Here is a 13929-nt window from a genome sequence, read left to right as displayed (position 1 = left end):
TCTAAGGAGATGCGACAATGAGTTACAAAACCGATATTCTTATAGTAGGCAGCGGCGTGGCAGGCCTTTACTGCGCGCTCAAGCTGCCGCATGACAAGCACGTAACTGTCATAACGAAGGCAGGTCTTGAGGAATGCGATTCGTGGCTCGCGCAAGGCGGCATCTGCGTGCTGTTAAACGAGCAGGATTACGATGCATATTATGAAGACACCCTAAGAGCGGGACATTATCAGAACGACAGAAGCTCCGTCGATATTATGATAAGGTCCTCAAGGGAGCTTATAAAGGATCTTGTTAGCTACGGCGTTGAATTTGAAAGAGATAAGAACGGAGAGCTTATCTTTACGAAGGAGGGCGCTCATTCGGCCCCGCGCATACTCTTCCACGAGGACGTTACGGGCAAGGAGATAACGAGCACTCTGCTTGAGGCGGTACAGAAGCTGCCCAACGTAACTCTGTATGAGCATACGACAATGGTTGACATAATAGTTTCCGACGGCCACTGTCAGGGCATAGTAGCGCTTGTAAATCCCGACAGCGAGCTGGGAATGAGCTTCAGCGGCCCCGAGACGGACGACGGAAGGCTAATACTTGCGATGGAAGCCAAGGAGGTCGTATGGGCGTGCGGAGGCATAGGCGGGCTTTTCAAGCATTCGACCAACTTCCCGCACCTTACGGGCGACGCGCTCGGCATAGCCATAAAGCACGGCATAAGGCTTAGAGACCCCGAATACGTTCAGATACATCCGACGACGCTTTACACCGGCAAGAAGGGCAGATCGTTTCTCATTTCCGAATCGGTAAGAGGCGAGGGCGGTATACTTTTGAACAGCAAAGGCGAACGCTTCGTAGACGAGCTTCAGCCGAGAGACGTAGTAAGCAAGGCGATATTCGCCGAAATGGAAAAAACGGGCGAGAAGCACGTTTGGCTCTCTATGGAGAACATACCGAAGGAGACCATACTGCACCACTTCAGAAATATTTACGAAACGTGCTTAAAAGAAGGCTACGACGTAACGAAGGAGCCTATTCCCGTAGTACCCGCGCAGCATTACTTTATGGGCGGCGTGGACGTAAACAGCGACAGCAGGACCTCCATGCCTCAGCTTTACGCAGTAGGCGAGACGAGCTGCAACGGCGTACACGGCGCGAACAGACTTGCAAGCAATTCTCTTTTGGAAAGCCTCGTGTTCGCTCAACGCGCGGCAAACAGGATACGCGAGGAGTTTGACGACAAGAAGGTAGATCCCGAGGCGACGAAGCAGACGGATCTTACGCGCTACAGAAATACGGGCAAACTGTTTGAAGATTATAAGGCAAGTATTCTCAAGGAAGTTGAAAGGATAGAGATATGAACGAGATAACGATAAAGCTCCAGGCTGACAGACTTATAAAGATGGCACTTGAGGAGGATATTACGAGCGAGGATATTTCCACAAACTGTGTAATGCCCGAAAAATGCGCGGGATGCGTTGACCTTATTTCGAAGCAGAAGGGCATAATTGCGGGACTTCCCGTTTTCGCGCGCGTATTTACGCTTTTGGATCCCGAGTCGCGCACCGAGTTTTTCGTTTCCGACGGCGACGAGGTGAGCGAGGGACAGCTTCTCGCCGTAGTACACGCCGATATCCGCGTGCTGCTTTCGGGTGAGAGGACGGCGCTTAATTATCTGCAGAGAATGAGCGGCATAGCGACTTATACGCGCGATGTCGTAAAGCTTCTCGAGGGAAGCAAAACAACGCTTCTCGATACGAGAAAGACTACGCCCAACAACAGGCTGTTTGAAAAATACGCAGTGCGCACGGGCGGCGGTTCAAATCACAGATTCAATCTTTCCGACGGCGTTATGCTTAAAGACAATCACATTGCGGCGGCGGGAGGAGTTAAAAAGGCCGTGGCTATGGCAAAGGCGTATGCGTCATTCGTTCATAAAATAGAGGTCGAAACGGAAAATCTTGATATGGTCAGAGAGGCCGTTGAAGCGGGAGCAGATATAATAATGCTTGACAATATGGACCACGCGACCATGGCCGAGGCGATACGCATTATAGACGGAAGAGCAAAGACCGAATGTTCGGGAAATGTTACGAGAGAAAACATTGCAAAGTTGAAAGACGTCGGCGTGGACTATATCTCAAGCGGCGCCCTTACGCATTCGGCGCCGATACTCGATATTTCCATGAAGCATCTTAGGCAGGAGGGTTGAATTGAGCAAGCTCAGGACAGAAGAAAGAAGGAACAGGATACTACAGACTATTGAAGCAAGCGCCGTACCGCTGTCCGGAAGCTGCCTTGCCGATATGTTCGGCGTGAGCAGACAGGTCGTAGTGACGGATATTGCAATTCTGCGCAGCCGACACCCGAACCTCATGTCTACGAGCAGGGGCTATCTTATGCTGCGCGCCGACAAATGCCGCCGCGTTTTTAAGGTGACCCATACCGATGAACAGACGGAGGACGAACTTGTCTCTATAATCGAGCTGGGCGGCCGCGTAATGGACGTTTTTGTGGATCATAAGGTCTACGGCACGATACGAAAGCCGCTTGATATCGGCTCGAAGCGCGATATAGACAATTTTCTTTCGGACCTTAAGAGCGGCGTATCCACACCTCTTAAAAACATAACGAACGGCTATCATTTTCATACGATAGAAGCCAAGTCCGAAGAGCTTCTTGACGAGATAGAAGAGAGCCTTTTAAAAAAAGGATATCTTATTGAAAGCCTTAAAGCCGTTGTTATGTACGAACCGAAGAATTACAGCAGTATGTAAGAGATGGGCTGCAGCGAAATAAAAAATCGCTGCAGCCGCTTTTTTTAGAAATGCGATCCAAAAAATTGCGGCTCCCCTGTGTAGGGGAAGCCGCAATTAGCATATCAAGTGACCGATGCGTTGTTTTTGTATCCTAATTTATATCAAATTCGATGGCGTCGCACTTCGCGCCGAATGTACCGGCGTCGAGCCAGATCACCTTCGCTTTCTCGCCCGCGCCCAGTTCTACAGTGCCGGAGCGGTCCAATATCTTTAGGCCCATCATCTTTCTTCCGTATTTATCATACGAGGCGATGAAGACGGGGGCGAGAGACGAAACGTCGCCCGAAACGGTGAAGGAGGAACCCGAGCGTATCACTTTGACGGCTTCGGCCGGATCGTCGGCCCGGCGTATTATCATGCCGCCCAGGCAGTGGAGCGCGGCGTTCGTCAGATCGTCGTTTGCATAGCCTATGCTTATTTTGTTCCAGTCGTCCTCGGCGCCTGCGTAATATACGTCGGTAAGGTTCTGGCATCCCCAGAATGCATACTGGTCTATGTATTTTATACGGGCCGGTATGTAGATCTCCTCAAACGGACAGAACCAGAAGGCAAGCTCATCTATGACCTGCACGCTTTTCGGTATCTCGATATACATAAGGGACTTGCAGCCGTAAAAGGCGGCGCGATCTATGCGCTCGATCCCCTCGGGCAGTCTTACATACGTAAGGGCTTCGCATTCCTGAAGCGCCGATTCTCCAATGAACGTGACATTTTCGGGGATATCTATCGCCGCAAGGGACACACACTCCCAAAACGCGCCGCCTCCTATATACGTTACGCTTTCGGGGATACCGACGCTCTTTAGCGCTCCGCAGCCGTAAAACGTAAAATCGCCGACTCTTTCTATGCCTTCGGGCAGATCTACAGACGTAAGGGAAGCGCAACCTGAAAACGCATAATCGGCGACGCAGGTCACGCCGTCTTTGAACGTAAATTCAGTTATGCTTTTATCCTTTACGGCGATCAGCGCGTTCCCCATATAGAGCGCGTCGTTTTCCCAATTTGACTCGTCATTATAATACGCCGTGCCGTCAAACGCATTGCCGCCGACGCGGGTCACGCCGGACGGGAAGCCGACATCTTTTAAGGACGAGCATACCCAGAACGCGCAGCGGTCTATATCGGTCACGCCTGCCGGTATATCTATGCTCTCAAGATACACACATTCATAGAACGCATATTCTCCTATACGGGTAAGAGTGGAAGGCAGGCTTACTGATTTAAGCGAGTGGCAGCTTGCGAACATATCGTCCGAGACCTCCGTAATACCCTCGGAGAGTTTGACAGTCGAAAGAGCAGGGCAGTTGGCGAGGGCGGCCTCGCCTATGCTTGTCACTGTAGACGGAATGCTTACAGACTTTATAAAATCGCAGCTGTCAAAAGCCGAGTGGCCGAGCTCTGTTACGCCCTCGGGTATCACGACGGCCAAAAGCCCGTCACAGTCGTAAAACGCCCCTTCGCCTACAACAGTCACGCCTGACGGGATAGTGTATTCGCCTTCTCGGCCCGTAGGATAGCGCACCAGCGTTTTTTTATCTTTTGAAAAAACGATGCCGTCCTCCGACATATAAGCGGTGTTCGCCGCGTCAACGCTTATCGAGGTAAGGCTTTTGCAGCCCCACAAAGCGGGCAGCTCCCCCGTAAGGCTTGCGGGAAAAGAAACGGTCGTCAGCGCTTCGCAGCCGTTGAGGGCGGTCAGGCCTATCCCTGTCACGCCCTCGCCGATTTCTATTGAGGCAAGATGATCGCATCCGTAAAACGTGTCGTCCTCGATGTAGCCGACGCTGCCCGGGATGCTTACGGTGGGCATGTTCCAACTGCCTGAGAACGCCCCTGAGCCGAGGGACGTTACGCTGTCGGGGATATTGACAGACTGAAGCTTGGGGCAGTTTGCAAACGCATAGCTTCCGATGGTCTCAACGCCGTCGGAAAGCTCTATGGTCCTAAGAACGGCGCATTGCTCGAAAGCGCTGCTTCCTATTGTTTTTACGCTTTTCGGTATAACGACCGTTTTCATAATATTATGCTCGCGAAACGCATAATCGCCTATGGCCGTCACGGGCAGGCCGTCTATCTCCTGTGGAATATTCACGGCTGTCACGCTCAGGCCTGCGGACGTTATAGTTATTTCACCGTCGTTTATTTCATAATATATAGAGCCTGTCTCCACGGGATAAGACAGCTCGTCCTCGGCAAGTCCTGCGGCGGGGAGCATGACGAGAAGCATACAAAGAGCCAAAGCAATACTTATTATTCTCTTTTTCATAACGCCTTTCCTTCTTTCGTCGTTTTATCCCTGTAACGGGCATTTTGTTTTATATGAAAGCATTATCTGCAAAGCCAGTTTCGAAGTATCATGGACATCTGGGCCCTTGTCACGCTGCCGGCGGGGGCGAAGCTTCCGTCGGCATTGCCGTTAAAAATCCCGTATGACGCCGCCCAGCTTACAGCCTCTTTATATTCCCGTGAAATATTCTGAGAATCGGTGAATTTTTCGATATCGGCTCTTTTTGACGTATCGAGGTTTAAAAACTTTGCGCAGTTATACATTGATGCGGCAAGCTCCTCGCGGCTTATGGGGTCGTCGGGCCTGAAGCTGCCGTCTTCAAACGATGAGAGTATGCCCGCCTCATCAGCCCATGCGGCGGATCTGAACCACCATTCCGAACCGTTTGAATCGGTAAACTTTCCGGCGGACTTGGGATCGGGATCTTTGGCCAACCTGCAAAGAAGAGTTACGGCCATTGCTCTGCTTATATTTGCGTCCGGGGCAAATTCGCTTTCCGAAACGCCTCTCATCAGGCCGTTAAGATACGAATAATACACACTGCCGGAAAACCACGCTTCGCCTCTTACGTCAGTGAAATTCTGATAGTCCTTCGCGATCTCGTCGGTGTTTTTTGCGTGGATAAGATCGGGCTGTGTATTTATGCCGTTTTTATTGTCCGTTTCGGTTATTTCTTCAAGATACGCGCCTATCGGAGTGCCGTTCATTCGGCAGGATCTGCTTATAAGCATGGACTGACTTGAAATATCGGCGCCCTTTACAAAATAGTTGCCAAGGGTACCCCTTGCCCCAGCGCCCGCCATGAGGATCTTATAGCCCGTGTTCTCTAAAATGATCTTGTCGCCTTCGGCGCTTCTCTCTGAATAAGGGTAGGCGACCGTTTCGGGCGTTTTGCCCGTCCATCCGTTGATGCATTGTACGGCCAGGTCATAATCCTTTTTAACGACTTCGGCAAACGCCTCCGCCGATTCGTTTTCATTCATGCGCATGCCTACGCGGCCGCCCGTGCCGTAAACGTGAAGGCCGTATGTGTGAGAGCATATATTTATTTCTCCGCTTCTCTGCATTTCGGCAAGCTCCTCCCAGGTGCAGTAGGGGGCGGGATCATTGTCTCTTGTTTTGCCCGCATAAAAATCGTCCCATGCGGCGTCGATGCGCGCGCCGATTATATTGAAATCGGCGCACATATTGTATTTTTTAAGAAGCGGCCATGCGTTCGTGTAAACGCCCCATGTGCCGTCGTCGATGGATATGATGACAGCCTTTTGAGGCAGGCTTTTTTTGCCCTCGAGGTGACGTAAAAGATCGTCGGAGGTCACGGTGATCCAGCCGTTGTTTTTAAGCCATATCAGATCCTCCTCGAAGTCCTTCGGAGATATGGAGTATTCCTCAAACTCAACGCCGTTTTTTATATCCTCGTCGGATATGAAATTGTGGTACATGATAACGTAAACCGAGGAAATATCCTCGGGAGAAACGACCGGCGAAAAGGGCTCAAGGAGACTTGTATCATTATTTGCCGCGTCGCTTTTTTGGAGCTTATAATAATATTTGTTCGGATACTTTGCCGTATCGTCACGAAAGGAACCGCTGTTTGAGCTCCCTATATATTCGTAGTCCCCGTTGGGGCTGTCGCTTCTAAAAACGTTATACTCGGGGTTTTCGCTGTTATCCCATAAAAGCACCGCGCTGCCGGGATCCTGCCATACCGCCCTGTTGACCGCGCCGGCGTTTACGCCGAGGGAGAGGCATAATAGCAAAACCAAGATCATCGAAAACACACTTTTTTTCATTTAACTATCCTTGTCCTTCAATATTGTTTTTATCGGAAATTAAAATCGACATTAAAACTTCTTTAATAAGTATACAGCACATTCGCAATTATTTCAACAAAGAACAAAAAACGGGTCGCGGCGAAAACAGTACGGCTTTATTTGACCTTGCGGATACAGAGTGGTATAATAAATATATTATTTATTCATAAACGAAGAAAGAAGGATAAAAAATGAAAAAGCTTATTATCTCTTTACTTATATTCGCGATGATAATCATATCCTGCGCTTGCGGAACGCAGAAAAGCGAAACTGCCGACACGGCGGCGGAAACGGAAACGAAACAGACAACCGAAACCAAAGTGCCCGACAAGTCTATGAGCGAAAAAGCGGCCTCGGAGGATTATTCCGCGCTTGCAGGAACGTGGCAGGAGGGACAGACCGAAAACGTTATAACCGTATACGAGAACGGCGGCTTTATGATGGACGGCACGATGGGTCATTACGACGGATATCTCGTCTACAGCGAGGAAGAGGACGAGAACAATATGTGGGCGCCCGTTCCAAGGTACGATATGTATCTTGAGAACAACGAGCCGTTAGAGGGCGCAAGTCTTTCGTTCGACGAAAATCACCCCGGACAGCTCGTTTTCGCAATGGGCGCGGGCGCGGATCTTTACGACAGAGCGGGAGTGGGAAATATGGCGAGCGCGGACGACGAGCTGTATGTTCAGGATATCGAATACGCGACAGTTGCCTATATCAACGAATATTCTTATACGCTCGAAGCCGAAGGGCCGAAAACGGAGCTTATATTCTTTACGGATAATAGCTTAAAGGAGCTTACGCTTTTGTCGCTTACGTTTGTGGATGCAGACGAGGACGGAAATATTGTTTTCTCAACAGAGGAGCTTTATACGGTACCCGAATTTACTCCGCAGGACGCGCTGATATTTGAAACGACATTTTTCGGTACGATACCTAACAACGGCTTCTCGTATGTAAACGAGCAGGGCGTTAAAAAGTATTTCACTATTGAACAAAGCGGCATGGACGGCTCGCTTCAACTTATCGCCTTTACACCGGCGCAGTAAAGTGTAAAAACCGAAGGCTTTCGCGTTTCGCGGAAGCCTTTGCCTTAATAAGAGGGGAGGCCGACGGATAATTTGGACTTATCGAAAATAATACTCTTCGACGGCATGAGCGGCGTCGAAACAGACGAATGCTGCCGCGCGCTGGGCGCGCATGAGAAGAAGTATAAAAGGGGCGATATAATAATGCACGCAGGCGCTACCGCCGAAAATATGGGCGTTGTGATTTCGGGCAGCGTCACAATTGAAAGCGTAGACGTTTGGGGCAACTGCACGATTTTGAGCCACGTGGGGGAGAAAGGCTTTTTTGCGGAGACTTACGCGCTCTTAAATGACGAAGTTATGCTGGTAGACGTGCGCGCGAACGAAGACTGCCGCATTATGTTCTTAAATATGAGAAGGCTTCGCCCCGAACGTGAGGACGCGGCAAGCTGGCAAAGAAAACTGACGGCAAACCTGCTTACTATATCGCTTCATAAAAATCTCGCGCTCTCGCGGCGCAGCTTTCACACGGCTCCGAAAACGATAAGAAGGCGGCTCCTTTCGTATCTTAGCGGCATGGCGCTGAAAACGCGCAAAACCGAATTCGATATACCGTTTGACCGCAGCCAGCTTGCCGATTATCTGAACGTTGAGCGCACCGCGCTTTCCAAGGAGCTGTCGAAAATGCAGAGAGACGGCATAATATCGTTTAAAAAGAACCGCTTTAAGCTGCTTGACACGAATGAAAAGATTTGACGATTTCATCGTTTTGGCCTTTTTTGACAGCCTGAATTATAAAATAATTGAAAAAATGAATAATACGTGATAAAATATATTTTATACACACATACTCAGTTTAATTTGGAGGTAGACTTTCATGGGAGAGAAATTTTACATCACTACGCCGATATATTTTCCGTCGGCTAAGCTGCACATAGGACATTCGTACTCCACCGTGGCGTGCGACGCCATCGCGCGCTATAAGCGAATGCGCGGCTACGACGTGATGTTTCTTACCGGAACCGATGAGCATGGCCAGAAGATAGAGAGAAACGCTCAGGCTGCCGGTGTTACGCCCAAGGAATATGTTGACGATATAGTTGCGTCTATAAAAGACCTATGGAAGCTTTTCGACATCTCGAACGACCGCTTTATCCGCACGACGGACGAATACCACGAAAAGGCCGTTCAGAAGATATTTGAGAAGCTCTACGAAAAGGGCGATATATACAAGAGCACTTACGAGGGCTGGTACTGCACGCCGTGCGAGTCCTTCTGGACAGAGCATCAGCTTGAAAACGGCAAATGCCCCGACTGCGGACGCGACGTCGAGCTTACGAAAGAGGAAAGCTATTTCTTCAAGCTCTCAAAGTACAACGACCGCCTTATAGAGCTTATAGAGAACAATCCCAACTTCATTCTGCCCCAGAGCCGTGCGAACGAAATGCTCCAGAACTTCCTTCGTCCCGGACTTGAGGATCTTGCCGTTTCGAGGACCTCGTTCAAATGGGGCATACAGGTTCCTTTCGACGAAAAGCATATAATATACGTTTGGATAGACGCGCTCTCGAATTACATCACCGCGATGGGCTATCTGTCGGACGACGACTCCGACTTCAAAAAATACTGGCCTGCCGACGTTCACGTAATGGCAAAGGAGATAGTGCGCTTCCATACGATAATATGGCCAGCTATGCTCATGGCGCTCGATCTGCCGCTTCCCAAGCAGGTGTTCGGTCACGGCTGGCTCGTGCTAGACGGCGGAAAGATGAGCAAGTCGAAGGGCAACGTGGTCGACCCCGTCGTATTATGCGAAAAATACGGCACTGACGCAATAAGATACTTCCTGCTCAGAGAAGTGCCGTTCGGACAGGACGGCGTATTCTCTAACGAAGCGCTTATAAACCGCATCAATTCCGACCTTGCGAACGATCTCGGAAACCTCGTTTCGCGCACGGTTGCAATGGTCATAAAATACTTCGGCGGCACTCTGCCGGCTTCGCGCCGCGCCGAGCCGATAGACGACACGCTTTTGGCGCTTGCCGCAGAGGTGCGCGAAAAAATGTGCGAGCATATGGACAGCTTCAACTCGCCGCTTGCGCTCACCGAGATTTGGCGCTTCGTATCGCGCACCAATAAATATATCGACGAGACGGCGCCGTGGGTGCTTGCAAAGAACGAAGACGACCGCGACAGACTTGCAACGGTTTTGTACAACCTCTGCGAGAGCATTCGCCATATAGCCGTAATGATAGCGCCCTTCATGCCCACGACCTCGAAAAAGATACTAGAGCAGATAGGCGCAGAGGACGACGCGCTTTCGTCGTTTGAAAGCCTTTATACGTTCGGAGCTTCGTCGCCCGAGCTGACCGTTAAAAAGGGCGAGGTGCTTTTCCCGCGCATCGACCTTAAAAAAGAGCTTGCCGAGCTTGAAGCGGCGAAAAAGTAAGAGGTAAGACGTATGCTGTTTGACACACACGCGCACTACGACGACAGAAAGTTCGATCCCGACCGCGACGAGCTTTTATCGTCCATGCCCTCGCACGGGGTATCGCTCATATTAAATCCCGGCTGCGACGCCGGATCCTCGAAAAAAGCCGTAGAGCTTTCAGAGAAGTATCCGTTCGTATACGCCGCCGTCGGCACTCATCCGCACGAGGCGGACGCGGCCACAGAGGAGGATATGGCGCTTTACGCCGAGCTTTCTAAGCTTGAGAAGGTGAAGGCGATAGGCGAGATAGGGCTTGATTATTATTACGATATGTCCCCGCGCGACGTGCAGAAAAAATGGCTCGACCGCCAGCTTTCGCTTGCAGGAGAGCTTTCGCTGCCCGTTATAATCCACGAGCGCGAAGCCGCCGCAGACGTTTTTGCGGCGATAAAAAAGCACGCGCCGAAGGTGCGCGGCGTTTATCACTGCTATTCGGGCAGTTGGGAAATGGCGCGCGAGATAATAAAGCTCGGATATTATATCTCCTTTACCGGCTCGATAACGTTTGCAAACGCGCATAAGCTTAGGGAAGTCGTAAAAAAAGTGCCGCTCGAGCGCATTATGATAGAGACCGACTCGCCGTATCTTACGCCGGCGCCGTATCGCGGCAAGCGAAACGACTCCACCCGCGTTCATCTCGTGGCACAGAAAATTGCCGAGCTTCACGGCGTGGCGTACGAGGAAGTGGCGGACACGGCCATGCGAAATGGGAAAGAATTATTCGGTATAAAATAAGATCCGCCCTTTTGGGCGGGTTTCAAACTGTCGATAAACTCCGGTTTTGACACCTGCCAAGACCGGAGTTTTAGTATAAACGAGGGGATTTGTAAAAAGAAAGGGACGCTTTCTGCTTCCACTTTACCGGCTTTTTTCGGATCCGTGCCTTAAAATGATAACTCAACAGTTAGTTTGATTTTTGAGACTCGATTTTTTTGTGATAGGGTCATCACAGATCAGTATAAAGAAAAATATCCGAAAGATCGATATATTTCTGCTCAAAGCGTCCTTTTTTGGTTATCTCAAGCTTTTTTTTAAACAGCGCGTCGACCGCGCTGCCCTTGGGAAGCGAAAAAGTGACCTTCAGTCCTTCGCCCTCTTTTGAGGAAACGACTATGGTGCCCGACAACTGCTCCGTATACAGCTTCGCCGCCGCCGCATCGAACGTATCGTATGATATGATATCGCCGCCCGCGAACATTTTTTCAATTTCCGAGGCGTTTGCCAAAGCGCCCGTATCGGCAACGCACACAGCCGCATGCGAAGGCGTTTCAAACGCCGATATTTTGATCACACCGCCGTTTTTCAAGCGCTTTACGGCGTTTGAAATGAGAAGCAGCACGATGCGCTCAAACCGATATTCGTCAGCTTGTACGAAGATCCTGTTCTTTGTTGATTCTACATGTATGCTGATTTTTTTCATTTTAAGCGCCGAAGAGATCGAAGAAGCCGTCTTGTTTATAAAATCGACGGCGTCAATATTTATAATATTGTGTTTATCCTCGCTCTTTTTTTGTCCGGCCGAGCCGAAAGCTTCTATGTTCTGAGCGATTTTAAGAAGTCTGTAGCCGTTTTGCCAAACTATGTCGAGCTCTTTTTGAGACTGTCTCGTGCCGTTCTTTTTTGCAAAAAGCTCTGCTGCGGAGAATATTACGGTAAGCGGGTTGTAAAGAGAGGAAACGAGGCTCTCTATCATTTCGGCATATCGCGTTTCAAGCGGGGGATAGGCGTAACTTACGGCATACGTGCTTTTCGGGAACCTGAATATATAAAGCGCGTCCTTTCCTTTTCCGAGCGTGCAGACTTCGGCGTCGTATTCATAGAACAGTACGCGCCCGCCGGATATATCCGCATCCTTTATTATATCCGTGATATCGTATCCCGCGTCGAGGCCGGGCAGGATATGCTTTGCCGCGCCGCTTACGTATATTATCCTCATGTTCGCGTCGGTCGCTATTACCGCATCGGCCGTATCCTTTATATAGTCCAAAAAGAATTTACTAAAAGCTTTTTCGTTCATCAATTTTCTCCAAATTTATCCTTAAAGTATAGGCGCCGGCGGCGCTTATTCGTGCGTTTTTATTAAAAAACCTTGAAATACGCCAAAAAATACGCATTTTATCGGTTGTATTAGCCCCCAAGTTGGTGTAGAATACATTATAGAAATACTATATCCATCAATTATTACAATATTATTGGGAGGATTATTTATTATGAGTGTTAAAATTGGCATCAACGGTTTCGGCAGAGTAGGCAGACTCGTTTTTCGTGCGGCACTCCAGCAGCCCGAAAGATTTGAAGTTGTAGCGGTAAGCGGCGGCCCTCGTCTTACGCTTGATTATATGCTCTATAAGACCAAGTATGACTCGGTACACGGCCGCTTTAACGGCACGGTTGAGACCAAGGGCGACAACAAGCTGGTTGTAAACGGCAAGGAAGTTCTGCTCCTGCCCGGAAGCAGCCCGTCCGAGCTTCCGTGGGGCGAAGTAGGCGTTGACTACGTTATAGAGTCCTCCGGCAAGTTCCTTACCGCGGAAGGCAGCCAGGGTCACCTCGATCAGGGTGCAAAGAAGGTCCTGCTTTCGGCTCCCTCAAAAGACGGTTCTCCCACGTTCGTATTCGGCGTAAACGAGGAAAAGTACACGAAGGACATGAAGGTCGTTTCCGGCGCGTCCTGCACCACGAACTGCCTTGCTCCCGTAGCTAAGGTCTTAAACGACACGTTCGGCATAGAGAAAGGCCTTATGACCACCGTTCACGCTGCAACGGCAAGCCAGCTCACCGTTGACGGAACCTCGAAGAAGGACTGGCGTCTCGGACGCGCTACGATGGGAAACATTATTCCTTCGTCCACCGGTGCGGCAAAGGCGGTAGGTCTCGTTATTCCCGAATTAAAGGGCAAGCTTACCGGTATGTCCTTCAGGATCCCCACGCTCGACGTTTCCGTAGTTGACCTCACCGTGAACTTAAAGAAGTCTGCAACTTATGAAGAAGTCTGCGCGGCTATGAAGGAAGCGAGCGAAGGCAAATTAAAGGGCATCTTAGGCTATACCGAGGAAGACGTTGTATCGTCCGACTTCGTAGGCGACGCACGCACCTCCATATTTGACGCCAAGGCAGGCATAATGCTCGACGACAAGTTCGTAAAGGTAGTTTCCTGGTACGACAATGAGTGGGGCTATTCAAACAAGCTGCTTGAGCTTATCGCTCACATGGCAAAAGTTGATGCACAGTAATTTTTAATAAGTCGACCGGCGGCGTTCTTGCCGCCGGTTTTCTTTTTGATATTTTATTACAGAATTCGACTTTTTTCAACATCAAAAACGAGAGATGATAAATATATTGAAAAACGCGCGCCCAAATAAAACCGCACGTTCGGCACAAAAAAACAGCGAGGCGTTTTGCCTCGCTGTTTTTTTATTGATCTGTATCTGCTTATTTTGCCATCTGGATGAGAAGCTCGCCTGCCTTTACGGACTGGCCTTCCTTTATGTAT

General features: G+C 49.8%; 10 protein-coding genes and 1 pseudogene. 8 read left to right on the top strand and 3 right to left on the bottom strand.

What is annotated here, in order from left to right; genetic code table 11:
- The first annotated feature begins 17 nt into the window (after window positions 1-17).
- From IJG50_07455 to IJG50_07445, 3 genes and pseudogenes are all read left to right on the top strand, one after another.
- The gene (locus tag IJG50_07455; protein MBQ3379679.1) at window positions 18-1355 is read left to right on the top strand and encodes an L-aspartate oxidase; all 1338 of its coding nucleotides are present in this window, start codon (window positions 18-20) and stop codon (window positions 1353-1355) included.
- A complete protein-coding gene (gene nadC / locus IJG50_07450; GenBank protein MBQ3379678.1) occupies window positions 1352-2206 on the top strand; it encodes a carboxylating nicotinate-nucleotide diphosphorylase in 855 nt (284 codons plus the stop codon). Before IJG50_07455 ends, nadC begins: the two co-directional genes overlap by 4 nt.
- Before the next feature lie 22 nt (window positions 2207-2228).
- A pseudogene (locus tag IJG50_07445) lies at window positions 2229-2771 on the top strand (transcription repressor NadR).
- A gap of 133 nt (window positions 2772-2904) precedes the next feature.
- Here IJG50_07445 and IJG50_07440 read toward each other — a convergent pair.
- Together IJG50_07440 and IJG50_07435 are read right to left on the bottom strand one after the other, a co-directional pair.
- Window positions 2905-5079: a leucine-rich repeat domain-containing protein gene (locus IJG50_07440; GenBank protein MBQ3379677.1), complete on the bottom strand. Its 2175-nt coding sequence runs from the start codon at window positions 5077-5079 to the stop codon at window positions 2905-2907.
- A 62-nt stretch (window positions 5080-5141) separates the two neighbouring features.
- Complete coding sequence (locus tag IJG50_07435) at window positions 5142-6893, bottom strand: S-layer homology domain-containing protein (protein MBQ3379676.1); 1752 nt, start codon at window positions 6891-6893, stop codon at window positions 5142-5144.
- Window positions 6894-7105: 212 nt separating this feature from the next.
- Between IJG50_07435 and IJG50_07430 the strand changes: the two genes are divergently transcribed.
- The 4 genes from IJG50_07430 to IJG50_07415 all read left to right on the top strand — a co-directional run bounded on the left by IJG50_07430 (window position 7106) and on the right by IJG50_07415 (window position 11171).
- Entirely contained in the window at window positions 7106-7966 is an 861-nt protein-coding gene (locus IJG50_07430; GenBank protein MBQ3379675.1) for a hypothetical protein, read from the top strand.
- A 105-nt stretch (window positions 7967-8071) separates the two neighbouring features.
- Window positions 8072-8701, top strand: a complete 630-nt coding sequence (locus IJG50_07425; GenBank protein MBQ3379674.1) for a Crp/Fnr family transcriptional regulator — start codon at window positions 8072-8074, stop codon at window positions 8699-8701.
- A gap of 121 nt (window positions 8702-8822) precedes the next feature.
- Complete coding sequence (gene metG, locus IJG50_07420) at window positions 8823-10394, top strand: methionine--tRNA ligase (GenBank protein MBQ3379673.1); 1572 nt, start codon at window positions 8823-8825, stop codon at window positions 10392-10394.
- Window positions 10395-10406: 12 nt separating this feature from the next.
- Complete coding sequence (locus tag IJG50_07415; GenBank protein MBQ3379672.1) at window positions 10407-11171, top strand: TatD family hydrolase; 765 nt, start codon at window positions 10407-10409, stop codon at window positions 11169-11171.
- 211 nt (window positions 11172-11382) lie between these two features.
- Here the strand turns inward: IJG50_07415 and IJG50_07410 are convergent, their stop codons facing one another.
- Window positions 11383-12453, bottom strand: a complete 1071-nt coding sequence (locus IJG50_07410) for a HAMP domain-containing histidine kinase (protein MBQ3379671.1) — start codon at window positions 12451-12453, stop codon at window positions 11383-11385.
- A gap of 193 nt (window positions 12454-12646) precedes the next feature.
- Here IJG50_07410 and gap point away from each other — a divergent pair, with 193 nt between their 5' ends.
- Window positions 12647-13669, top strand: a complete 1023-nt coding sequence (gene gap / locus IJG50_07405) for a type I glyceraldehyde-3-phosphate dehydrogenase (protein MBQ3379670.1) — start codon at window positions 12647-12649, stop codon at window positions 13667-13669.
- The last annotated feature ends 260 nt before the right edge of the window (window positions 13670-13929 follow it).

The sequence above is a fragment of the Clostridia bacterium genome, from assembly GCA_017405765.1.
In the GTDB taxonomy this organism is placed as follows: domain Bacteria; phylum Bacillota; class Clostridia; order Oscillospirales; family RGIG577; genus RGIG577.
Note: the sequence above shows the minus strand (reverse complement) of the source record. Positions and strands in the feature narration are given on the sequence as shown.